This is a genomic window from Vogesella oryzae, from assembly GCF_902829295.1.
GTDB classification, from domain to species: Bacteria; Pseudomonadota; Gammaproteobacteria; order Burkholderiales; family Chromobacteriaceae; genus Vogesella; species Vogesella oryzae.
In genome coordinates this window covers 99,392-121,897 of the sequence record NZ_CADEPL010000005.1, presented here as the reverse complement: position 1 = coordinate 121,897, position 22,506 = coordinate 99,392, and the positions used below count along the sequence as shown (strand labels likewise).

The window sequence follows — 22,506 nt, the reverse complement described above, 5'->3', positions numbered from 1 at the left end:
GCCTTTATTTTGTCATTTTTTGTAATTCGTACAGTTTTTCCAGCGCCTGGCGGGGAGAAAGATTGTCGACATCCAGCTCGGCCAATGCTTCCACTGCCGGGTGCGGTTCCGGCTCGTGCTGGATCACCACCGGGCTGCTGAACAGGTCCGGTTGCGCGCGGGCGGCGGACTCGTTTTCCAGCTCGGTAAGATAGCGCCGCGCTTCGCGGATCACCTTGGGCGGCACGCCGGCCAGCTGCGCCACCGCCAGGCCGTAACTCTGGCTGGCCGGGCCGTCTTCCACATGGTGCAGGAACACGATGCGGTCCTTGTGCTCCACCGCCGACAGGTGCACGTTGGCCACGCTGTTGTACTCGCTGGCGAGGCTGGTCAGTTCGAAGTAATGGGTGGCAAATAGCGTGTAGGCGCGGTTCTTTTCGATCAGCGCGCGGGCGATGGCCCAGGCCAGCGCCAGGCCGTCGAAGGTGGAGGTGCCGCGGCCAACCTCGTCCATCAGCACCAGCGATTTTTCGCTGGCGTTGTTGAGGATGTTAGCGGTTTCGGTCATTTCCACCATGAAGGTGGAGCGGCCGCCGGCCAGGTCGTCGCTGGCGCCGATGCGGGTGAAGATGCGATCGATCTGGCCGATGGTGGCGCGTTCGGCCGGCACAAAGCTGCCGATGTGCGCCAGCAGGGTGATCAGCGCGTTCTGGCGCATATAGGTGGATTTACCGCCCATGTTCGGGCCGGTGATCAGCAGCAGCTTGCGCTCGGCACCCAGCACGGTGTCGTTGGCGATGAAGCGCTCTACCTCGGCCTCCACCACCGGGTGGCGGCCGGCGATGATTTCCAGCCGGGTGTCGGCCACGAATTCCGGTTCCACGTAGTTGTGGGTCTCGGCCCGCTCGGCAAAGGCGGCCAGCACGTCCAGCCCGGCCACGGCCTGGGCGATCAGCTTCAGCTCGCTGATGTACGGCGCCAGCTGGTCCAGCAGCGCCTCGTACAGCTGCTTTTCCAGCGCCAGCGATTTGTCCTGCGCCGACAGCGCCTTGTCCTCGAAGGCTTTCAGCTCCGGGGTGATGTAGCGCTCGGCATTCTTCAGCGTCTGGCGGCGGCGGTAGTCGTCCGGTACGTTGTCTGACTGTGCCTTGCTGACCTCGATGTAGAAGCCGTGCACCTTGTTGAATTCCACCTTCAACGTGCTGATGCCGCTGCGCTCCTTCTCGCGCGCTTCCAGCGCCAAGAGGAAGTCGCCGCAGTCGGTCTGGATGGCGCGCAGCTCGTCCAGATCGGCGTGGAAGCCGTGGTTGATCACGCCGCCGTCGCGCAGGAAGGTGGACGGCTCCGGCAGGATGGCCTCGCTCAGCATGGTTTCCACCGGCGAGTTATCCGGCAGCAGCGCGGCCAACTCGCCCAGCAGCGGCGCCGGCAGCGCTGCGGCCAACGTTTTCACGCCGCTCAGCGCCTTGAGCGAGTCGCGCAGCGCCGCCAGATCGCGCGGCCGTGCCGAGCGCAGCGCCACGCGGGCGGTGATGCGCTCGATGTCGGCCACTTCGCGCAGCTGCGCATGCACCTCGCCGTGTGCGGCCAACAGGGCGCGCACTGCCTGCTGGCGGCGAATCAGCTTGTCGTGCAGGCGAATCGGGTGATGCAGCCAGTGGCGCAGCAGGCGGCTGCCCATGCTGGTGGCGCAGGTGTCCAGCAGCGACGCCAGGGTGGGGGAGGGCTCGCCGCGAATGGTTTCGGTAAGCTCCAGGTTGCGGCGGGTAGCGGCATCCATGCGGATCAGCTCGCCGGCGTCTTCCACCGCCAGCTGGGCGATGTGTGCCGGGTTCACGCCTTGCGTCGATTTGACATATTCCAGCAGCGCGCCGGCGGCGCCCACCGCCACCGGCAGGGTGTCGGCGCCGAAGCCAGCCAGGTCGCGCGTGCCGAAGTGGCGGGTGAGTGCCAGCTGCGACGATTCCACATCGAACTGCCACGGTGGCAGCTTCTTGCGAGGCATGGTGATGGCGTCGAACGCCGCCAGGCCGGTATCGTCTGGAATCACCAGCTCGGCCGGCTTCAGCCGCTCCAGCTCGCTGTGCAGCTCCTCCACGCCGGTCTGCATGATCTTGAACTCGCCGCTGGCCAGCGACAGCCAGGCCAGGCCCAGCACGCCCTTGTGCATGTTGATGGCCAGCACCAGGTTGTCGCGCTTGTCGTCCAGCAGCGCGGCGTCGGTCAGCGTGCCGGGGGTAACGATGCGCACCACCTTGCGCTCCACCGGGCCCTTGGCCAGCGCCGGGTCGCCGATCTGCTCGGCAATGGCCACCGATTCGCCCATCTTCACCAGCCGCGCCAGGTAGCCTTCCGCTGCGTGGTAGGGGATGCCGGCCATCTTGATCGGCTGGCCGCCGCTGGCGCCGCGCGCGGTGAGGGTGATGTCCAGCAGCCGCGAGGCTTTCTCGGCGTCCTCGTAGAACAGCTCGTAGAAATCGCCCATGCGGTAGAACAGCAGCTTGTCGGCGTGATCGCGTTTCAGGGCGAGGTACTGCTGCATCATCGGGGTGTGCTGGGGCGTGCTCATCGGGTGAATCCTGGGCAAAAGGTTGGCCGCAAAAATGCTGGCGCCCCGACTGGCGGGGCGCGGCGCGACATTTTACGGGATGCCATGCGGCTCGTCACGGCAGGGCGATGCAGCGGTTCCTGCCGGCGTGCTTGGCCTGGTATAGCGCCTGGTCGGCACGCATCATCATGCCGTGGCTGTCTTCGCCGTCGCGCTGTGCGGTGGCACCGATCGACACGGTGAGGGCAACGCTTTGCTGCTGGTAGTGCAACGGCTGCTGTCGCAGCTGTTGCTGCAGTTTTTCGGCATATTGCTGCGCGGCGGCCAGCGGGATGCCCGGCAGCAGCACGGCAAACTCTTCGCCACCCAGCCGGCCGGCCAGGGCGCCGGCGGGCAGCTGCTGGCAAAGCAGGGCGGCAAAGTGCGTCAGCACATGGTCGCCGCAGTCGTGGCCGTAGCGGTCGTTGACCTGCTTGAAGTGATCGAGGTCGAGCATCCACAGCGTCAGCGGGGCTGTTGCCTGCGCGGCGGCCTGGTCCAGTTGCAGCAGGAAATGGCGGCGATTGGCGATACCGGTGAGCATGTCGGTGCTGGCCTGTTCAAGCAGCTGCCGCTCCAGCGCCTTGCGCTCGCCGATGTCGCGCGCCGAGCCCAGGACAACCGGTTTGCCGTCCAGCAGCAGGCGGCGGGCGCAGACTTCGATTTCGAGCAGGTGGCCGTCGCGGTGACGGTTGACGCTGTCGAAGGTTTCGCCGCCCTCCAGGGTGCTGGCCAGGCGCTGGCAGATCAGCTCGGGGCTGCTGTTGGGTACTACCTGCCACAAGTGCATGGCCAGCAGTTCTTCCTGGCTGTAACCCAGCATCTGGCACAGGCAGTCGCTGACTTCCAGAAAGCGGCCTTCCATGTCGATGATGGAAAACGCATCGGCCGAGTTCTGCAGCACGGCCTGATACCAGCTGGTGCGGCTATCCAGCGAACGGCGGATTTCGCTGTTTTCCATGAGCACCGCCAGCAGGCGGGCGCATTCTTCCAGCATGGTGATGGCCTGCGGCGTGGGCGTGGCCGGCTGGTGCTGGTAGACGGCAAAAGTGCCATGCACCTTGCCCTTGCTGTCGATGATGGGTTCGGACCAACAGCTGCCGAGATCGAAGCGGGCGGCAATATCGCGGTAGGGCGCCCAGTACGGGTGCTGCTGCAGGTTTTCCGCGACCACGCGCTGGCCGCGCCAGGCGGCGGCCCCGCAGCTGCCTACCGCCGGCCCGATCGCCATGCCATGCAAAATGCTGTTGTATGCCGCCGGCAACGACGGTGCGGCCAACGGGCGCATGCGCTGCTGGTCATCCAGCAGCACGATGGCACACAGCCACGCCGGGTACTGTTGTTCGATCTGGTCGACTACGCCGGCCAGCAACTCGGGGAGCGGTTGCTGCCCGTCCAGATATTGCCGCAACACACCGCTGTGCAGCTCATGCCAGTGCATGCGCAGCTGCCGGGCTTCATCCTGTTGCTGGCGTTGCAACTCGGCGCCGGCACGGCGGGCAAACGGTGCCACGCTGGCCAGCAACTGCTCATCGAAGCTGTCGCACTGCGGGGAGAACAGACTCAGCACGCCCAGGCTGGTGCCGCTGCTGTCATATAGCGGCCAACCGGCATAGTCCCGCCAGACTCCGCCCAGCGGCGAGGCCGCGGCCTGCGCTGCCTGCTGGCGCAATGGCTGGCCGCTGCGGAGCACCTGTTCGCAGGGCTGGCCGGTTATCGCGTAGCCGGCAGCGGCATGCGGCAGGTTGCTGTGCACGATGCGCACCTGCTGCGACGGCTGCTCGGGCTGGCTGCCGATGACGGCCTGGCAGCCCGGGTAATGCGCGGCGATACCGTCAACCAGTGCCTGCAGGCACTGGCTGCCCGTGAGCGGGGCGGTAGCGTGCAGCAACTCGGTGCTAAGCCTGGAAGGGTCGTTCATGAGAACCCCGGGGGATGGCGATAGCAACAGTATCGCTTTTGTATCAACAGCCAACAATATGTAGCAATGCGCCAAGCACGGCTGGCGGCGATGCGGTTTGATGCAGGGCAAGCGATGGTCGGCGTAGCGGGCTGCCGAAGGTGACTGCCGAGACGCTTGCATGCGGTCTTTGATTTGTGTCAAACTTTCAGAAATTACTGAAAATTGGAAAAGACATGAATCTGCCACCCCTGATCCAGTCCTTCGTGCTGCATTTCGGCGAGATGGGCAGCCACTGGGGCATCAACCGCACCGTCGGCCAGATCTACGCCTTGCTGTACGTGTCCGACAAGCCGCTGAATGCCGACGATATCGTCGAGGCCATCGGCTGCTCGCGTTCCAATACCAGCATGGCGCTGAAGGAGCTGCAGGCGTGGCGGCTGGTCAAGCTGCAGCATCTGCCGGGCGATCGGCGCGAGTATTTCTCCACCCCGGACGATGTGTGGGCGATTTTCAAGACGCTGGCCGAGGAGCGGCAGAAGCGCGAGGTGGAGCCGACGCTGACCATGCTGCGCGGCGCGATGCTGGAAACCCCGTCCGGCGAGGCCGAACGTCACGCGCAGGCACGCATGAACGAGATGTACCAGTTGATCGAGCTGGTGACCAAGTGGTTCGCCGACATCCGCGACATGGATGTCGAGACGCTGCAGAAGCTGATGAAGCTGGGCAGCCAGGTGCAGAAGGTGTTGCAGTTCACCCAGAGTCTGTCACGCCTCACCGGCCGCGACAGCGGCAAGGAGGAGTAAATCATGGAGTCGCTCGACCCCGTCACCCTGGCGCGCATCCAGTTTGCGGCCAACATCAGTTTCCACATCCTGTTTCCCACCATCAGCATCGCCATGGGCTGGGTGCTGCTGTACTTCAAGACCCGTTTCGACCGCAGTGGCGATGCGGCGTGGCTGGACGCCTACGGCTTCTGGGTCAAGATCTTCGCGCTGACCTTTGCGCTGGGGGTGGTGTCCGGCATCACCATGAGCTTCCAGTTCGGCACCAACTGGCCGGGTTATATGCAGCACGTCGGCAACGTCGCCGGGCCGCTGCTGGCCTACGAGGTGCTGACTGCGTTCTTTCTGGAGGCCACTTTCCTTGGCGTGATGCTGTTCGGCCGCTCGCGGGTGAGCAACCGCGTACACACGCTGGCCACCTTCCTGGTGGCGTTCGGCACCACGGTGTCGGCGTTCTGGATCATTGCGCTCAACTCGTGGATGCAGACCCCGGCCGGCGTCAGCGTGGTAGGCGGCAAGGTGCATGTCGTGAGCTGGCTGGCGGTGATCTTCAATCCGTCGATGCCCTACCGGCTGACACACATGCTGCTGGCCTCCGGCCTGACCGTGGCCTTCCTGGTGGCCGGCGTGTCGGCCTACCGCTGGCTGCGTGGTGACCGTGTCGCCAGCGTGAACGCGGCGCTGAAAACCGGGGTAACGTTGGCCGCCGTGCTGATTCCGTTGCAGATCCTGGTTGGCGACGCGCACGGGCTGAATACCTTCCACCACCAGCCGGCCAAGCTGGCGGCGATCGAGGGCGTATGGCACACCGAGCGCGGCGCGCCGCTGCAGCTGTTTGCGCTGCCGGACGAGGCCACGCAGTCCAACCGCTACGCACTGGGTATTCCCAAGCTGGCCAGCCTGATCATCACCCACAGCTCGGACGGCGAGATTCGCGGCCTGAACGAGTTTGCCGGCGCACATCCGCCGGTGGCCAAGGTGTTCTGGAGTTTTCGCGTGATGGTGGCGGTAGGGATGGCGATGCTGCTGGCCAGTTGGCTGACGGCGTGGCAGCTGCGCCGCCGTGGCGAGCCGGCGCCGTGGCAGGCACGGCTGCTGGTGGCGATGACCTTTTCCGGTTGGCTGGCGACGCTGGCTGGCTGGTATGTGACCGAAATCGGCCGCCAGCCGTGGCTGGTGACCGGCATCCTGCGCACCGCCGATGCGGCGTCCAGCGTCGGTGGCGGCATGATCCTGTCCACCTTGCTGATGTACCTGGCGCTGTATGTGGTGCTGCTGGCGAGCTATGTGTCGGTGGTGTTCTATCTGGCACGCAAGGCCGGCAAGCCGCTTGCGGCCAACCTTGAAGGAGTGACGGCATGACTGCGGAACTGGTATTGCCGGTGATCTTTGCCGGGCTGATGGCGATCTCGCTGCTGGCCTACGTGATTCTGGACGGCTACGACCTCGGCGTCGGCGTGCTGTTGCCGCTGGGCAGCGATGAGCAGCGCGACACCATGATCGCCAGCATCGGCCCGTTCTGGGATGCCAACGAAACCTGGCTGGTGCTGGGCGTCGGCCTGCTGCTGGTGGCGTTTCCCATGGCGCACGGCATCATCCTGGGCGAGCTGTACCTGCCGGTGGCGCTGATGCTGCTGGGGCTGATCCTGCGTGGCGTGGCGTTCGACTTCCGTGTCAAGGCGCAGGCGCACCACCAGCCGGCATGGAATGCCGCCTTCGCGGCCGGCTCGCTGTTGGCCGCAGTGAGCCAGGGGGTGATGCTGGGGCGCTATCTGACCGGCTTCGCGCCCGGTGCTGCAGCGTGGGGCTTCGCGCTGCTGGCGGGTATCGGGCTGACCGCCGGCTACGTTTTGCTGGGTGCCGGCTGGCTGATCATGAAAACCGAGGGCGAGCTGCAGCAGCGTGCTGTCCGCTGGGCGCAGCGCGCGCTGCTGGGAACCGGTCTCGCGGTGCTGCTGGTGTCGATCGCCACTCCGCTGGCAAGCGCACGCATCGCCGCCAAGTGGTTTGCGTTGCCGGATTTCCTGCTGTTGTTGCCGCTGCCGCTGGCCAGTCTGGCGCTGTTCGTACTGCTGGCCATCAGCCTGCCAAGGTTGGCCGCAAGGCAGGCGGCGGGCAATGACAACTTTTGCTGGCTGCCGTTTGCCGCCACCGTCGGTATCGTGCTGCTGTCGTTCTGGGGGCTGGCCTATAGCGTGTTTCCGGAGATCGTCATCGGCCGGCTGGATATCTGGCAGGCGGCCAGCGATGCGGAAGCGCTGCGGGTTATTCTGGCGGGGGCCATCGTGGTGCTGCCATGCATCGCCGGCTACACCGTGTTTGCTTACCGCGTGTTCCGCGGCAAGGCGCGGGGGCTAAGCTATTCCTGAAGTAAAAACATTGCGCCAACACAAAAGGGCAGGAGAAATCCTGCCCTTTTTTGCGCCTGATACTGCATGACTGTGCGGCATATCCGGTAGTGCGGGATACAAGCGGTTACGCAGCGTTACTGCTGCTTGACTTGCATCAAAGCCCCTGTTTTGCGCATGGGTATGATGGCTTCATCCAGATTGAATGCCGGACTGCCGGAAGGAGAACATCGTGGAACTGTGGAAACAGCTGCTCTCGGATGATGTAGGTCGGTTGAGCATTATCGTGATTACGGTCACGACGATTATTGTCACTGTGGTGGTGAGCTATTTCGTCAAGAAGGCGAAATCCCGCGACGACAAGTAACACAGACGGCAGCTTTGGCCGGAACGAATCCTCTTGATGTGTGTGTGTTTGGGGGGGCGGTGGTGGGCCGTACCCCCTTCTTTTTTTGTGCACACAGACGCAAAAACACAAAAGCCCCCGACGGCGTTGCCGTCGGGGGCTTTTGCATGGGCGTGAGGATTACTTCACGTGCTGCGCGATGATCGGCAGCAGCTGACCCAGCACTTTCGGCGGAGCGGCCACGATGTCGCCGCTTTCGAACCAGGTCTGCTCGCCGTGGAAGTCGGTAACCATGCCACCGGCTTCCTGCACGATCAGGCTACCGGCTGCGATGTCCCACGGCTTGAGGTTGAATTCGAAGAAACCGTCCACGCGGCCGCAAGCCACGTTGCACAGGTCCAGCGCGGCGGAACCTTCGCGGCGGGCACCGGCGGTTTTCTTCAGTACGTCCTTCAGGATGTCCAGGTGGGGGTCCCGCATGCTCTGGTCGACAACCGGGAAGCCGGTGGGGATCAGGCATTCGTTCATGTTGATGCGCTTGGACACGCGGATGCGACGATCGTTGAGGAACGAGCCCACGCCGCGGCTGGCGGTGAACATATCGTTGCGGTTCGGGTCGTATACCACACCCTGCTGGATCTGGCCCTTGTGCGCCAGCGCGATGGAGATGCAGTACTGCTGATGGCCGTGGATGAAGTTGGTGGTGCCGTCCAGCGGATCGATGATCCACTCGTATTCGGCGTTGCCGAGGCCGGAGGCACCGGACTCTTCTGCTAGAATCCCGTGCTTCGGATACGCTTCCAGAATGACATCAATGATCGCCTGTTCGGCGGCACGGTCGACTTCGGACACGAAATCGTTGTGCTTCTTGTTTTCGACGCGAATGGAATCCAGGTTCAGCGATGCGCGCTGGATCACATTGGCGGCGCGGCGAGCGGCTTTTACCGCGACATTGAGCATAGGATGCATTGACGGCCTCACAATAGAAATGGGCAATCGTCGTCCCGCTGTCGGGCGACGCCTGCCGTAAACTTGTCTGGGTTAAGGAGCGACAAAACCCCGTCGCAGCGACGGGCGTTTCGGAAAACCCGCGATTCTACGCAAAATCACCCGATGAATAAACCCCAAGTACCTGATTTTTTGAAGAACATTCGCGTCGTGCTGGCGCGTCCCAACCATCCGGGCAATATCGGCTCGGCGGCGCGGGCGATGAAAACCATGGGGCTGACCCGGCTGTATCTGGTAGAGCCCAAAGTGTTTCCGTCCGAAGAGGCCGATACCCTGGCCTCCGGCGCGGTGGACGTGCTGCAGACCGCCACCGTGGTGTCGACCCTGGCCGAGGCGCTGGCCGATGTCACCGTGGCCTGCGCGCTGACCAGCCGCCGCCGTGAACTGACCACGCCGCTGTCCATTCCGCGAGAAACCACGCCGGAACTGATCGCGCGCGCGCGTGACGGCGAACAGGTGGCGCTGGTATTCGGCAACGAGACTTTCGGCCTGTCGATCGAGGAAGTGGAGCAGTGCAACCGGCTGGTGACCATCCCGGGTAACCCGGACTACTTCTCGCTCAACCTTGCCATGGCAGTGCAGGTGATGACTTACGAGCTGTTCAGCCACACCGGCGTCAACGTCGACTACCTGAAGCCGGACGGCAATAGCGCCACCCAGGGCGAGGTGGACGGCATGGTGGATCACCTGGACGCCACGCTGGAAGACATCGGCTACTACCGCCGTCGCAACAGCGAACGCATGATCCGCCGCCTGCGCACCATGTTCCACCGTGCCGGCCTGCTGCGCGAGGAGATCGACATCCTGCGCGGCTTCTACAAGCAGGCGCAGCGTCTGGCCGGCAAGGAGCAGGCCGGCGACAAGGACGGTAACGAGGCATGAGTTACCGTCACCGGCTGGCAGATGGCCTTCGCGCACTGCGTTGCCAGCCGGTGCGCGATCTGGCATTTCTGCTGAGTTGCCCGCCGCCGTGGCATAGCGGCGCAGAACTCGACTGCGCCCGCTTGCTGGGGCCGCAAGGTTGGCCGCAACTGTTGGCGCTGGATGCGGCACCGCAGCCCTTGCTCGACTGGCTGGCCGCGCACCCGACACGCCGGCTGGGGGTGTATGCCGAGCTGCTGTTGCAGTTCTGGTTCGAGCACGCGCCACACATCGACTGCGTGGCGGCCAACCTGCCGCTGGCCGAGCATGGCCGCAGCATCGGCGAATTCGACTATCTGTTGCGCATCGACGGGCAGCCGTTGCATCTGGAGGCGGCCAGCAAGTTCTACCTGCAGCTGGATGATGCCAGCGGCGAACTGGTCGGCCCCAGCCTGCGCGATGCCTGGCCGCTGAAATACCGCAAACTGGCCAGCCAGCTGGCGCTGTCCTGCCACCCGGCGGCGCAGCTGCCGGCTGGCTTTGCCGGTTGCCCAGCCTACAGCCGGCTTAGCGGCTGGCTGTTTTATCCGGCGGCTCCGCGGCCAACGTTTCCGTGCAATACGGATGCCTGTTGCGGCTGGTGGCGGCGTTTGTCCGAACCCTGGCCGCAGCACGATGCCGATAGCCGCTGGCTGGTGCTGCCGCGGCTGTGCTGGCTGGCGCCGGCGCGCGCGGCGGACGAGGTGGTGCTGACGCTGGCACAGCTGCAAGCCGAACTGGCGCTGGCCGATGGCGCGCGACTGGTGGCGGAGCTGGTGATCGGGGCGGACGGCGACTGGCACGAGATCGCGCGCGGCTTCGTGGTGCGCGACGACTGGCCGTTGCCCGGCATGCTGGCCGAACTGCAGCGCAAGTTGGCCGCATCGTGAGGCGGTGATGAAAACCCTGCTGTTCGTCTATGCCAGCCAGAGCGGCCATACCCGCGCGCTGGTGACGGCCGCCGCCGCGGCGGCCGGTGGCGAGGACACGGTGGCCGTGCGGGTACTGCCGGCGCTGCAGGCCGGCATCGACGATCTGCTCGGCTGTCACGCACTGGTGCTGGCGACGCCGGAGAACTTCGGTTACATGGCGGGCGCGCTGAAGGATTTTCTCGATCGGACTTTCTACCCGGCACAAGGCAAGGTGGCGGGCCTGCCTTACGCGGTGATCATCAGCGCCGGCAACGACGGCCAGGGCGCGCTCTCCGCCATCCGCCGCATTGCCACCGGCTACCCGCTGCAGGAGGCGCTGCCGCCATTGCTGGTGCAGGGCGAGGTAACGGCGGCAGCGCTGGACGCCGCCGCCGAGCTGGGCGCCACGCTGGCGGCGGCATTGTCGATCGGCGCTCTCTAGCCGCCAGCAAAAAAAAAAACGCCCCGCAGGGCGGGGCGTGCTGGATTGCGGGCCGGATCAGCGCAGGCTGTTGGCTTGGGCGCAGCCGGCAACCAGTGCCTTCAGCTCTTCCGGTTGCAGCATCTGGATGTGCTTGTGATCGACCTTCAGCCAGCCCTGCTGCTGGAACTTGGACAGCGTGCGGCTGACGGTCTCCAGTTTCAGCCCCAGGAAGCTGCCGATTTCCTCACGGCTCATGCGCAGGATGAAATCGTAGGCGGCAAAGCCACGCGCCGACAAACGCTGCGACAGGTTGAGCAGGAAGGCAGCCAGCCGTTCCTCGGCCTTCATATTGCCCAGCAGCAGCATCACCGACTGGTCGCGCACGATCTCGCGGCTCATCAGGCGGAAGAAGTGGTGCTGCAGGCTGGGGATGTCGCGGCCCAGCGTTTCCATACGGTTGAACGGCAGCTCGCACACCTCGCTGTCCTCCAGCGCGATGGCATCGCAGCCGTGCTGGCTGGCGGAGATGCCGTCCAGCCCCATCAGCTCGCCGGACATGTGGAAGCCGGTAACCTGCTCGCGGCCATCCTGGCTGGAAACGCAAGTCTTGAAGTAGCCGGTACGCACCGCATACAGCGAGCGGAAGCCTTCGCCGGAGCGGAACAGGTATTCGCCACGTTTCAGGCGACGGCTCTGGCGGATAACGGCATCCAGCTGGGCCATTTCTTCCCGGTTCAGGCCAACGGGCAGGCAAAGTTCACGCAGACTGCAGTTGGAGCACGACACTTTCAGCGTGTGCAGAGTGGGGGTTTGCTCGGTCATTGGGTTCCGGTTTTCGCAAGGCTAGAGGCTTGCTTGACACGTATCAAAGCGTGGCAAGGCTGAATTGCGCAAATTTACCAGCCCACCACCAGTTTTCCAAGCCAGAAAATTATGACACCCACCGCCCCCTTTATGCCGACCCAATGTGTTTTCGATAGAGAACTTATCGAAAGACTTGAAGGATCCGGTCCGCGCTACACTTCCTATCCGACGGCAGACCGCTTTCACGGCGGCTTCGGGGTGAAGGATTACGAACACTGGCTGGAGCAGCATGCCATCGGCGCCAGCCACCGGCCGATCTCGCTGTATGTGCATGTGCCGTTCTGTAACACCATCTGCTATTACTGCGGCTGCAACAAGATCATTACCAAGGACAAGAGCCGCGCCGACCAGTATCTGGACTACCTGGAAAAGGAAATCGCGCTGGTGGCGGCGCGCTTGGGCTACCGCGAAAAGGTGATCCAGCTGCATTTTGGCGGCGGTACGCCGACCTTCCTTTCCGACGAGCAACTCAGCCGGGTGATGGCGGCCATTAATAAGCATTTCGAGTTGCTGCCGGATGGCGAATTTTCCATCGAGATCGACCCGCGCAAGGTTGGCCGCGACACCGTGCTGCATCTGGGCAAGCTGGGTTTCAACCGCATGAGTGTCGGCATCCAGGATTTCGACCCGGCGGTGCAGCAGGCGGTCAACCGCCTGCAGAGCGAGGAAGAAACGCTGACCGTGATCAACGCGGCGCGCGAGGCCGGCTTCAAGTCGGTGAGCGTGGACCTGATCTACGGCCTGCCGCTGCAGAGTGCCGACTCGGTACGCCGCACCGTGGACAAGGTGCTGGCAATGAATCCGGACCGCATCGCGCTGTACAACTACGCGCACCTGCCCAGCGTGTTCATGCCGCAGCGGCGCATCAACGAGGCCGATCTGCCGACCGCCGAGCACAAGCTCGACATCCTGCAGAACTCGGTGCAGCAGCTGACCGATGCCGGCTACGTGTTCATCGGCATGGACCACTTTGCCAAGCCGGACGACGAACTGACGCGCGCGTTGCAGCAGGGGCGCTTGCAGCGCAACTTCCAGGGCTACTCCACCCATGCCGACTGCGACATGATCGGTCTGGGCGTGTCGTCGATCGGCAAGGTCGGCCCCTGTTACGTGCAGAACGAGAAAGACATCGACGCCTACTATGCGGCGCTGGATGCCGGCCATCTGCCGGTGCTGCGCGGCATGACGCTGACCCAGGACGACATCCTGCGCCGCAGCGTGATCCAGTCGCTGATGTGCCGCTTCTCGCTGTCGGTGGAGGCAATCGAGGAAATCTTCGGCATCAACTTCGCGCAGTACTTTGCCGACGAACTGCCGCAGATCCGCGAACTGCAGAAGATGGGCTTGCTGACCTTCGACGGAGACTTCCTGATGGTGGCGCCCAAGGGCCGCTTCCTGATCCGCAACATCGCCATGATTTTCGATCGTCACCTGCGCGAGCGCGAAACCAAGGCGCGCTACTCCAAGACCATCTAGTCGGCCTAGTGATTCGGCCATAAAAAAACCGCCACCCGGCAAGGGCGGCGGTTTTTTTTGTCTGCCCGTCTGCGGCCAACGTTGGCCGCAGCGGCGCAGGGGCTTACTTCCAGCTTTCCGGGTGGATCTTGGCCTGGATTTCCGGGTATTGCTTCACATCGAACACCGGCTGCTTGTTGCCGGCTTTCAGCTGCTGCTGGTAGTCCTTCAGCAGGGTGAACACATACTTGGACAGCATCACGATGGCGAACAGGTTGATCAGCGCCATGATGCCCATCGACAGGTCGGCCATGTCCCATACCAGCGGCGAGCTGCCGATGGCGCCGAATGCCACCATGAACAGCACCAGCAGGCGGAAGCCCAGCATCACCAGCTTGTTGTTCTTGATGAACTCGACGTTGCCTTCGGCGTAGGCGTAGTTACCGATGATGGAGCTGAAGCAGAACAGGAACAGTGCCACCGCCAGGAAGTGACCGCCCCAGCCGCCCAGCGTGGCGGACAGTGCTGCCTGGGTCAGTTGCACGCCCTTGAGCTCGGCACCCGGTACGTAGGCACCGGACAGCAGCACGATGAAGGCGGTGCAGGAGCACACCACGATAGTGTCGATGAACACGCCGAACATCTGCACGATGCCCTGGCTGGCCGGGTGGCGGGTAGTTGCCGCGGCGGCCGCGTTCGGGGCGGAGCCCATACCGGCTTCGTTGGAGAACAGGCCGCGCTTGATGCCCAGCATCATCGACTGGCTAATGGCATAGCCGGCAAAACCGCCAGCCGCCTGTTGCAGGCCGAAGGCGCTCTTCACGATCAGCATGATGACGCCCGGGATTTCCGCCAGATGACCGAAGATCACGAACAGGGTCATGCCCAGGTAGATGGCGGCCATCAACGGCACCATCCATTCGGCAACTTGTGCCACCTTGCGCAGACCGCCGAAGATGATCGGCGCGCTGATCAGCACCAGGCCGATGGCGACCAGGTTCTTGTTCCAGCCCCAGGCACCTTCGGTGGCGGCCACGATGGAGTTGGCCTGTACCGCGTTGAACACCAGGCCAAAGGCCAGGATCAGCGACAGCGAGAAGGCGATACCCAGCCAGCGCATGCCCAGGCCCTTCTGGATGTAGTAGGCCGGACCGCCGCGGAAGGTGTTGTCGTGGTGGCTGACCTTGAACAGCTGTGCCAGGGTGGATTCGGCAAACGCGCTGGCCATGCCCAGCAGTGCGGTCATCCACATCCAGAACACGGCACCCGGGCCGCCCAGGGCGATGGCGGTAGCCACGCCGGCGACGTTACCGGTGCCCACGCGGGAGGCGAGGCCGGTGGCAAAGGCCTGGAACGAGGAAATGTCGTTCTCGCCGCCGATGTGGCTGCGGCCGCCAAGCATTTCCTGCCAGCCGCGCGGCAGCAGGCGCAATTGCATGAAGCCGGTGCGCAGCGTGAAAAAGACGCCTACGCCGATCAGGATGTAAATCAGCAGCTGGCCCCAGATGAGGTCGTTGCCCTGATTGATCAGGTTATGGAGGGCTTCCATGTCGACTCCTAAAGGAAGAGTGAAGGTGTTGTAAAAGGTCGTTCGGGGACTCTTGTTGTTCGGTTTCGCGCAAATGTGCCCGAGGGCGCGCATCATACCGCAAAAATAAATTGTATACGTTCGAAAACGAATATATGTCGCTGAAAAAGCAAGCATTTGGCACGAATGCTTGATCGGATTGGAATGTGTTGTGGCGAAACGAACTATTTGAGGCGGGATGCGCTGCCGGCAGGGGGCGCCGGCAGCGGGGGAGGTGACACAACCGGCCCGGCGGCTCAGGCCGGGCGCAGCTGATGCAGGATGGCGATCGCTTCGCCAGTGGGGCTGGCGACGACGTCGGCCAGGGTGTAGCGGTCCAGCACGGCAAAGAACGCCGCCAGTGCCTCGTCCAGCACCCCCTTGAGCCGGCAGCGGCCGCGCAGGAAGCAAGCCGGTTCGGCGCAGTCGATCAGGTCGCCGATGTCTTCCAGCGTGCGGATGATCTCGCCCAGTCGGTAGTGGCTGGCCTGACGCGCCAGCGCCAGGCCGCCACCCTTGCCGCGGCTGGTGGCCAGCCAGCCTTGTTGCGCCATGAAATGCACCACTTTCACCAGATGATTGCGCGACACGCTGAAGCGCTCGGCAATCTCGCCGATGGTGACCGGGGTAGCGCTGGGCGTGCTCAGGTACATCAATACCCGCAGGCCCAGGTCGGTGAAGTGCGTCAGTTGCATGGTGCTGGCTTGGCTGGCAAAGCACAGAGCATACGCTTGCTGGACGTTGGCCTCAATTACAGCCCGGCGCCGCCGGTGCCGAATGCCTCGGCATGGATGCGATCTGCCGACACCCCCAGCGCCAGCAGCGCGGCTTTCTGCTGCTGCATGAACGGCAACGGGCCGCACAGGTAATAGTCGGCATCCGCCAGGATGGCGCTAGCGGCGACCGTCGCCAGCGTCATGCGGCCAACGTGCTGGTAGTCGCTGCCGGCCACATCCTGCTGGCGCGGGAATTCGTACCAGCAGTGCGCCTGCAGCTGCGGGTATTCGCGGCTCCAGTTGGCCAGCTGCTGGCGGAAGGCATGCACGCCACCGTGGCGGCAGGCATGCAGGAAGCGGATCTGCCGCGGGCTGTCCTGTTGCAGCAGCTGTTCCAGCATCGACAGCATCGGGGTGATGCCGACACCGGCGCTGATCAGCACCACCGGGCCGCTACGCTCTTGATGCAGGAAGAAGTCGCCCAGCGGCGGTGCCACGTCGAGGACGTCGCCGACGTTTACCGCGTCATGCAGCTGGTTGGAGACCATGCCGGCGGGGCTGTCGTTGCCGGCTTCGCGTTTCACCGAGATGCGCAACGCGCTGCCGCCGGGCGCTGCCGACAGGCTGTACTGGCGCGGCTGCATCATGCCCAGTTGCGGCACCAGCAGGCGCAGCGACAGGTACTGCCCCGGGCGATAGTCCGGCAGCGGGCCGCCATCGGCCGGTTGCAGATAGAAGGAGGTGATTTCCTCGCTTTCCACCACCTTGCGGCCAACCTTGAAACCGCGCCAGCCGCTCCAGCCGCCCGGCTGGTTGGCGCTCTGCTGGTACAGCTTGGCTTCCTCGGCGATCAGGATATCGGCCAGCTGGCCGTAGGCGGCAGCCCAGGCGGCGATCAGCTCGTCGCTGGCGGCCTCGCCCAGCACTTCGCGGATCGAGGCCAGCAGGTGAGCGCCGACAATCGGGTAGTGCTCGGCACGAATGCCGAGACTGGCGTGCTTGTTGGCGACCAGCGCCAGTACCGGCGCCAGTACCGACGGGTCGTCGATGTGTTCGGCGTAGGCGGCCACGGCCATGGCCAGCGCCTGTTGCTGGCTGCCGGCCTGCTGGTGGCCCTGGTTGAAGATCTGCTTCAGTTCCGGGTTGTGCTGGAACATGCGGGCGTAGAAATGGCGGGTAAGGGTAACGCCGTGTTCTTTCAGTATCGGGGCGGTGGCTTTGACCAGTTGGCGGGTGACTGCATCCAGCATGGGGGTGTCCTTTAAGGTGTGTAATTTATACATATTTAAAGGCGCCAGTATCGTGATGAAGCTGGTCGCCGCTCTGCCGTGTCGGTTTGGTGAGGCTACCGGCGGCGGCAAAAACTAAAGATGTGCAAACTATACATATTTAAAGCCGCACTGTCACCCGTGCACCGCTAACGGTTTAGAACGGGTGAGCGGATGGCAAGCGTTGCGGTGGCGGCAGGCATGAAAAAACCGGGCCGCAGCCCGGTTTGTCGCTACCGTCCGCCTCCGTGATGTCGTCGGCGTCAGTGTGCCAGTGGTCCTGATACCAGTCATCAAGCTCGGCCAGCAGTGCCTGCTTGTGGCCGAAACGCGCGCCGGAGGCGCTGCGCTGGTGGGCGCCGCCCTTTTTCATTTGCGGCGCATGCGCAAACGGATTGCGCGGTTTTATCGTCAGCATGGGGTCTCCCGGTGGATAACGCTGGCGGCCAACCTGGCAGGTTGGCCGCCGCTGCCCGCTTGGAGCGGGTGGTGGCGACAAAGTTGCACCCTGCCGCCAAATTGCTTCAGCCGATCAGGCTGGCGACCTTGGTGGTGATGATGTCTACCGCCGGCTCGTTGGCGCCGTGCGGCAGGATCACGTCGGCAAAGCGCTTGGTCGGCTCGATGAACTGGTTGTGCATCGGCCGCACGGTGCTCAGGTACTGCTCGATCACGTTGTCGGTGGTGCGGCCGCGCTCGGCGATATCGCGCTTCAGGCGACGGATGAAACGCACATCGGCGTCGGTGTCGACGAAGATCTTCAGCGACATCATGTCGCGCAGGGCCGCGTCGTACAGCGGGAACAGCCCCTCGATCACGATCACCGGCGCCGGCTCCACGCGCACGGTTTCCTCGGCGCGGTTGTGGCGGGCAAAGTCGTAGACCGGCATGTCGATGCCCAGCCCGTTGCGCAGGTCGTCGATGTGCTCAATCAGCAGCGGCCAGTCAAAAGCCTGCGGATGGTCGTAGTTGGTGCCCAGGCGCTGTTCGAACGACAGGTGGCTCTGGTCGCGGTAGTAGTAGTCCTGCACGATCACCGCTGCCATCTCCGGCCCGATCGCCTCCAGTACCTTGCGGGTAACCGTGCTCTTGCCGCTGCCGCTGCCGCCGGCGATGCCGATGATGAACGGTGTGCTCATGGATGTTGCCCCAGAAAAAAAGCCCGCCATTCTAATGACTTGGCGCGCATCCGACTACCTGTCCGCACAAACGGGCCGCTGCCGGCCTTATGCCAGCGTGCCGGCCTGTTCGGTTTCCGCGGCGTCGAACCATTCCAGCATCGCGCTATCGGCCAGTACATGGTCGACATAGGCGGCGGCCGCTGCCGGCAGCTCGATGCCGTAGCTGACGAAACGGCAGGCTACCGGTGCGAACATGGCATCGGCGATGCTGAAGCGGCCGAACAGCCACGGGCCGGCGTCCTGGTGGCGATGGCGCAGCTGTTGCCAGATGTCGCAGATGCGCTGGATGTCGGCGGCGGCTTCTGCCGATGGCTGATGGCGGGTGCGCAGGGTGATGTTGAACGGCAGCTCGCCGCGCAGCGCCAGAAAGCCGCTGTGCATTTCGGCGGCAATCGCGCGCGCCTCGGCGCGCTCGGCCTGGTCGTCCGGCCACAGTCGGGAGGCCGGGAACAGCTCGTTGAGGTATTCGCAGATCGCCAGCGAGTCATGCACGCGCAGATTGTCGTGGAACAGCACCGGCACCTTGCCGGCCGGGTTGGCCGCCAGCAGGTGCTGGCGGGTGTCCGGCATGTACAGGCGGATGTGCTGTTCGCGGAACGGTTCGCCGATGTGCTTGAGCAGCAGCCACGGCCGTAACGACCACGACGAGAAATTCTTGTTGCCGATTACCAGGGTCAGCATGACAGTCTCCGGGAGCAATGGTGGAAAGCGGAATGCTCCAGCATAGCAAAGCCGCTCCGCCGGCAGGCGGGATAAACGCAAACGCCCTGCACGGGGCAGGGCGTTTGTCAGGGCATGCGGCCAACGTGCGGACTTATTCCGCCTCGTCGATCCATGCCTGCTGGATGGCTTCCAGCACTTTTTCGCCGCCACGCATGTGGTCGTCGTCAAAGCCGGGCAGGTCCACGACCCAGTTATGCAGGTCGACAAAGCGCACGGTCTTCGGATCCACCTCCGGATGCGCGTCGCACAGTTCGATGGCGATGTCGTGGATGTCGCTCCATTTCATGGCAGGCTCCTCAGTGATGTTCGCGGGCGTGGTTGATGGTGTAGCGCGGAATCTCCACTACCAGGTCCTGGTCGGTAACGATGGCCTGGCACGACAGCCGCGACTGCGCTTCCAGACCCCAGGCCTTGTCCAGCATGTCGTCTTCCAGCTCGTCGGACGGCGGCAGCGAATTGAAGCCCTCGCGCACGATGACATGGCAGGTGGTGCAGGCACAGGACATCTCGCAGGCGTGCTCGATCTCGATGTCGTGGGCCAGCAGTGCTTCGCAGACGGTGGTGCCGGTGGCGACGTCGTCAAGTACGGCGCCATCCGGGCACAGGTCGGTATTGGGCAGCACGATGATACGCGGCATGGAATGTTCTCCGGGTTGGCCGCACGCGGCGGCCGTCTCAATGGTTACAGGGCGCCGATGTTCTTGCCTTTGAGCGCGCGCTGGATGTTGCGGTCCATGCGGCGGGCGGCAAACGGCTCGCTAATCTGGTTCAGGCGCTGGGTGGCAGCATTGACCTCGCGGGTCTGCTGGGGGGCAATGGCGGTATGCAGGCCGGCCAGCGCGCCATCCAGCTCGGCACGCTCCTCGGCGGCCAGCAGGTCGCCGTCCACTTCCAGCGCGGCGTGGATGGCGGCGATCAGGCTTTCGGCATCCACAATCGCCTCGCGCAGCTTGCGGGCGTTGATATCGTCCTGCACGTGGGTCATCGACTCGGTCAGCATGCGGCTGATCTCGTCGTCGGACAGGCCGTAGGACGGCTTCACCTCGATGTGGGCTTCCACGCCGGAGGTCAGCTCGCGCGCGGTCACCGACAGCAGGCCGTCGGCGTCCACCTGGAAGGTAACGCGGATGCGGGCGGCACCGGCCACCATCGGCGGGATGCCACGTAGTACGAACTTGGCCAGGCTGCGGCAGTCGGCCACCAGCTCGCGCTCGCCCTGCAGCACATGGATGGACATCGCGGTCTGGCCATCCTTGAAGGTGGTGAACTCCTGCGCGCGTGCCACCGGAATAGTGCTGTTGCGCGGGATGATCTTCTCGGCCAGGCCGCCCATGGTCTCGATGCCCAGCGACAGCGGGATCACATCCAGCAGCAGCCAGTCCTCGCCACCCTTGTTGCCGGCCAGTACATCGGCCTGGATGGCGGCGCCCAGCGCTACTACCTTGTCCGGATCGAGGTTGGTCAGTGGCGGGCGGCCGAAGAAGTCGCCAACGGCTTTCTGCACCTGCGGCATGCGGGTGGCACCGCCCACCATCACCACGCCCTTGACGTCGTCGATGGTGATCTTGGCGTCGCGCAGCGCCTTGCGTACCGGCAGCAGCGTCTTGTCGAGCAGGGTCTTGCTGATGTCGTGGAAGGTGGCCTGCGACAGTTCCAGGTCCACGGTCAGACCATCGGACAGTAGTGCGGTAATGCGGGTGCTGGCGTGCTCACTCAGCGCTTCCTTGGCTTCGCGGGCGCGGGTCAGCAGCAGGCGGGTATCCTGTGCGGTCAGGCCGTGCAGGCTGGCCTGTTCCAGAATCCAGCAGTAGATGCGGTGGTCGAAGTCGTCGCCGCCGAGCGAGGAGTCGCCGCTGGTGGCCAGCACCTCGAACACGCCGCGCGACAGCGCCAGCACCGACACGTCGAAGGTGCCGCCGCCGAGGTCATACACCACATAGGTGCCTTCGGAGTCGTTGTCGAGGCCATAGGCGATGGCCGCGGCCGTGGGTTCGTTCAGCAGACGCAGCACGTTGAGGCCGGCCAGACGGGCGGCATCCTTGGTGGCCTGGCGCTGGGCATCGTCGAAGTAGGCCGGCACGGTGATCACCGCGCCCACCAGATCGCCGCCCAGGCTGCGCTCGGCGCGCTCCTTCAGGGTGCGCAGGATGTCGGCGGAGACTTCCACCGGGCTCTTGTTGCCGGCGCGGGTCACCAGCTGCACCATGCCCGGCGCGTCGACAAAGCGGTACGGGCTGCGGCCAACGTCCTGGATGTCTACCAGACCGCGACCCATGAAGCGTTTGACCGACACTACCGTGTTGGCCGCATCGCGGCTCTGTTCGGCCTGCGCGGCGTAGCCCACCACGGTGTCGCCATCCGGCGCGTAGCGCACTACCGACGGCAGCAGGTTGCGGCCCTGCTCGTCCGGCAGCACGACGGCGCTGCCGCTGCGTACGGTGGCAACCAGCGAGTTGGTGGTACCCAGATCGATGCCCACTGCCAGACGGTGCTGGTGCGGGGCGGCGGAGAGGCCGGGTTCGGCGATTTGCAGTAGGGCCATGTCGGGTCAGCTTATTTTGTGCTCAGGTTGGCCGCGGCCAAGCTGAGGTTTGTTCGGTTCAGTACAGCAACGCTTCGATGGCGTCGCCGATTTCCTGGTCCAGTTTTTCCAGAAAGCGCAGCTTGCGTACCAGCAGCGCGGCGGCGGCGTGGTCCGGCGCATCGTCCAGCACCGTGGCCAGCTCTTCTTCCAGCGCCTTCACATCGCCGCGCAACTGCGCGGTCAGGGCTTCCAGTGCCGCCACATCCTTGCCGTGACGCGCATCCTCGATGCTCTCGCGCCATTCCATCTGTGCCATCAGGAACGCCGGCGGCATGCTGGTATTGGTTTCTTCGGCAGTGTCGACACCGGCCAGCGTCAGCAGGTAGCGGGCACGCGCTAGCGGCGATTTCAGCGTCTGGTAGGCTTCATTGATGCGGGTAGCCTGCATCAGTGCCACGCGCTTTTCGGCATCGCCGGCGGCGGCAAAGCGGTCGGGATGGGCCGCGGCGGCGGCGGTGCGCCAGGCGCTGTCCAGCTGGGCCGCATCGATACGGAAACGGCGCGGCAGCTGGAACAGCGCAAAGTGATCCTGCGAGAAGTCGGCGGACATGCGGGCTTTCTGCAAAAACCGGGGATGAAAACGCTAAAACCGGCCCTGCCGCGTGGAGGCAGCAAAGCCGGCAGGGCAGAACGGGCTTAGACGTTGAAGCTTTCGCCGCAACCGCACTCGTTCTTCACGTTCGGGTTGTTGAACTGGAAGCCCTCGTTCAAGCCTTCCTTGGTGTAGTCCAGCTCGGTGCCGTCGATGTAGGCCAGGCTCTTGGCGTCGGTGAAAACGGTAACGCCGTGGCTTTCGAAGGTGACATCGTCGTCGCTGGCGATGTCAACGAACTCCAGCTTGTAGGCCATGCCGGAACAGCCGGAGGTCTTCACCCCCAGGCGGATACCCAGACCCTTGCCGCGTTTGGCCAGGAAGTTGCTGACGTGGGTTGCTGCGCGTTCGGTAAGCGTGATTGCCAT

At 64.2% G+C, this 22,506-nt stretch carries 23 protein-coding genes; 8 read left to right on the top strand and 15 right to left on the bottom strand.

Annotated elements, in window-relative coordinates; genetic code table 11:
• Window positions 1–4: 4 nt before the first annotated feature.
• Both mutS and HU218_RS02375 read right to left on the bottom strand, forming a co-directional pair.
• Window positions 5–2,548, bottom strand: a complete 2,544-nt coding sequence (gene mutS / locus HU218_RS02380) for a DNA mismatch repair protein MutS (protein WP_174873346.1) — start codon at window positions 2,546–2,548, stop codon at window positions 5–7.
• A gap of 94 nt (window positions 2,549–2,642) precedes the next feature.
• Window positions 2,643–4,487, bottom strand: coding sequence for a sensor domain-containing diguanylate cyclase (locus HU218_RS02375; protein WP_174873345.1), 1,845 nt, complete (start codon window positions 4,485–4,487; stop codon window positions 2,643–2,645).
• Between the two features lie 215 nt (window positions 4,488–4,702).
• Here HU218_RS02375 and HU218_RS02370 point away from each other — a divergent pair, with 215 nt between their 5' ends.
• From HU218_RS02370 to HU218_RS02355, 4 genes are all read left to right on the top strand, one after another.
• The gene (locus tag HU218_RS02370; RefSeq protein ID WP_174873344.1) at window positions 4,703–5,272 is read left to right on the top strand and encodes a GbsR/MarR family transcriptional regulator; all 570 of its coding nucleotides are present in this window, start codon (window positions 4,703–4,705) and stop codon (window positions 5,270–5,272) included.
• A gap of 3 nt (window positions 5,273–5,275) precedes the next feature.
• Complete coding sequence (locus tag HU218_RS02365; RefSeq protein WP_174873343.1) at window positions 5,276–6,613, top strand: cytochrome ubiquinol oxidase subunit I; 1,338 nt, start codon at window positions 5,276–5,278, stop codon at window positions 6,611–6,613.
• A complete protein-coding gene (locus HU218_RS02360; RefSeq protein ID WP_174873342.1) occupies window positions 6,610–7,620 on the top strand; it encodes a cytochrome d ubiquinol oxidase subunit II in 1,011 nt (336 codons plus the stop codon). Before HU218_RS02365 ends, HU218_RS02360 begins: the two co-directional genes overlap by 4 nt.
• A gap of 211 nt (window positions 7,621–7,831) precedes the next feature.
• Window positions 7,832–7,966, top strand: coding sequence for a DUF3149 domain-containing protein (locus tag HU218_RS02355; RefSeq protein ID WP_174873341.1), 135 nt, complete (start codon window positions 7,832–7,834; stop codon window positions 7,964–7,966).
• Between the two features lie 159 nt (window positions 7,967–8,125).
• On the opposite strand, the gene HU218_RS02350 is transcribed toward HU218_RS02355, so the two are convergent.
• Window positions 8,126–8,914, bottom strand: coding sequence for an inositol monophosphatase family protein (locus HU218_RS02350; RefSeq protein WP_174873340.1), 789 nt, complete (start codon window positions 8,912–8,914; stop codon window positions 8,126–8,128).
• Between the two features lie 144 nt (window positions 8,915–9,058).
• Here HU218_RS02350 and HU218_RS02345 point away from each other — a divergent pair, with 144 nt between their 5' ends.
• Genes HU218_RS02345 through HU218_RS02335 form a run of 3 tightly spaced genes read left to right on the top strand, consistent with a single transcriptional unit; the run spans window position 9,059 to window position 11,206 of the window.
• Complete coding sequence (locus tag HU218_RS02345; protein WP_174873339.1) at window positions 9,059–9,835, top strand: RNA methyltransferase; 777 nt, start codon at window positions 9,059–9,061, stop codon at window positions 9,833–9,835.
• On the top strand, window positions 9,832–10,743 hold the full coding sequence (locus HU218_RS02340; protein ID WP_174873338.1) for a DUF1853 family protein: 912 nt from the start codon (window positions 9,832–9,834) through the stop codon (window positions 10,741–10,743). The genes HU218_RS02345 and HU218_RS02340 overlap by 4 nt, the downstream gene beginning before the upstream one ends.
• Window positions 10,744–10,750: 7 nt before the next feature.
• Window positions 10,751–11,206 carry a flavodoxin family protein gene (locus HU218_RS02335; RefSeq protein WP_174873337.1) on the top strand — a complete coding sequence of 152 codons (456 nt, stop codon included), beginning with the start codon at window positions 10,751–10,753 and terminating at the stop codon, window positions 11,204–11,206.
• Between the two features lie 57 nt (window positions 11,207–11,263).
• Here HU218_RS02335 and fnr read toward each other — a convergent pair whose 3' ends face one another.
• Complete coding sequence (gene fnr / locus HU218_RS02330) at window positions 11,264–12,010, bottom strand: fumarate/nitrate reduction transcriptional regulator Fnr (RefSeq protein WP_174873336.1); 747 nt, start codon at window positions 12,008–12,010, stop codon at window positions 11,264–11,266.
• Between the two features lie 111 nt (window positions 12,011–12,121).
• Between fnr and hemN the strand changes: the two genes are divergently transcribed.
• Window positions 12,122–13,528 (top strand): oxygen-independent coproporphyrinogen III oxidase, encoded by a 1,407-nt coding sequence (gene hemN, locus HU218_RS02325; protein ID WP_174873335.1) that lies wholly within the window; start codon window positions 12,122–12,124, stop codon window positions 13,526–13,528.
• 103 nt (window positions 13,529–13,631) lie between these two features.
• Here the strand turns inward: hemN and HU218_RS02320 are convergent, their stop codons facing one another.
• From HU218_RS02320 to iscA, 11 genes are all read right to left on the bottom strand, one after another.
• A complete protein-coding gene (locus HU218_RS02320; protein WP_174873334.1) occupies window positions 13,632–15,056 on the bottom strand; it encodes an alanine/glycine:cation symporter family protein in 1,425 nt (474 codons plus the stop codon).
• A gap of 275 nt (window positions 15,057–15,331) precedes the next feature.
• The gene (locus tag HU218_RS02315) at window positions 15,332–15,769 is read right to left on the bottom strand and encodes an Rrf2 family transcriptional regulator (RefSeq protein ID WP_174873333.1); all 438 of its coding nucleotides are present in this window, start codon (window positions 15,767–15,769) and stop codon (window positions 15,332–15,334) included.
• A gap of 56 nt (window positions 15,770–15,825) precedes the next feature.
• On the bottom strand, window positions 15,826–17,073 hold the full coding sequence (gene hmpA, locus HU218_RS02310; protein WP_425509241.1) for an NO-inducible flavohemoprotein: 1,248 nt from the start codon (window positions 17,071–17,073) through the stop codon (window positions 15,826–15,828).
• A 142-nt stretch (window positions 17,074–17,215) separates the two neighbouring features.
• Window positions 17,216–17,476, bottom strand: a complete 261-nt coding sequence (locus HU218_RS02305; protein ID WP_174873331.1) for a hypothetical protein — start codon at window positions 17,474–17,476, stop codon at window positions 17,216–17,218.
• 106 nt (window positions 17,477–17,582) lie between these two features.
• Window positions 17,583–18,197: a uridine kinase gene (gene udk, locus HU218_RS02300; RefSeq protein ID WP_174873330.1), complete on the bottom strand. Its 615-nt coding sequence runs from the start codon at window positions 18,195–18,197 to the stop codon at window positions 17,583–17,585.
• Window positions 18,198–18,284: 87 nt separating this feature from the next.
• On the bottom strand, window positions 18,285–18,920 hold the full coding sequence (locus HU218_RS02295) for a glutathione S-transferase family protein (RefSeq protein WP_174873329.1): 636 nt from the start codon (window positions 18,918–18,920) through the stop codon (window positions 18,285–18,287).
• A gap of 133 nt (window positions 18,921–19,053) precedes the next feature.
• The gene (iscX, locus tag HU218_RS02290; RefSeq protein ID WP_174873328.1) at window positions 19,054–19,248 is read right to left on the bottom strand and encodes a Fe-S cluster assembly protein IscX; all 195 of its coding nucleotides are present in this window, start codon (window positions 19,246–19,248) and stop codon (window positions 19,054–19,056) included.
• A 10-nt stretch (window positions 19,249–19,258) separates the two neighbouring features.
• Window positions 19,259–19,600 carry an ISC system 2Fe-2S type ferredoxin gene (fdx, locus tag HU218_RS02285; protein WP_174873327.1) on the bottom strand — a complete coding sequence of 114 codons (342 nt, stop codon included), beginning with the start codon at window positions 19,598–19,600 and terminating at the stop codon, window positions 19,259–19,261.
• A gap of 44 nt (window positions 19,601–19,644) precedes the next feature.
• The gene (gene hscA / locus HU218_RS02280; RefSeq protein ID WP_174873326.1) at window positions 19,645–21,504 is read right to left on the bottom strand and encodes a Fe-S protein assembly chaperone HscA; all 1,860 of its coding nucleotides are present in this window, start codon (window positions 21,502–21,504) and stop codon (window positions 19,645–19,647) included.
• Window positions 21,505–21,562: 58 nt separating this feature from the next.
• Window positions 21,563–22,096 carry a Fe-S protein assembly co-chaperone HscB gene (gene hscB, locus HU218_RS02275; RefSeq protein WP_174873325.1) on the bottom strand — a complete coding sequence of 178 codons (534 nt, stop codon included), beginning with the start codon at window positions 22,094–22,096 and terminating at the stop codon, window positions 21,563–21,565.
• Window positions 22,097–22,182: 86 nt separating this feature from the next.
• Window positions 22,183–22,506, bottom strand: a complete 324-nt coding sequence (gene iscA / locus HU218_RS02270) for an iron-sulfur cluster assembly protein IscA (RefSeq protein WP_174873324.1) — start codon at window positions 22,504–22,506, stop codon at window positions 22,183–22,185.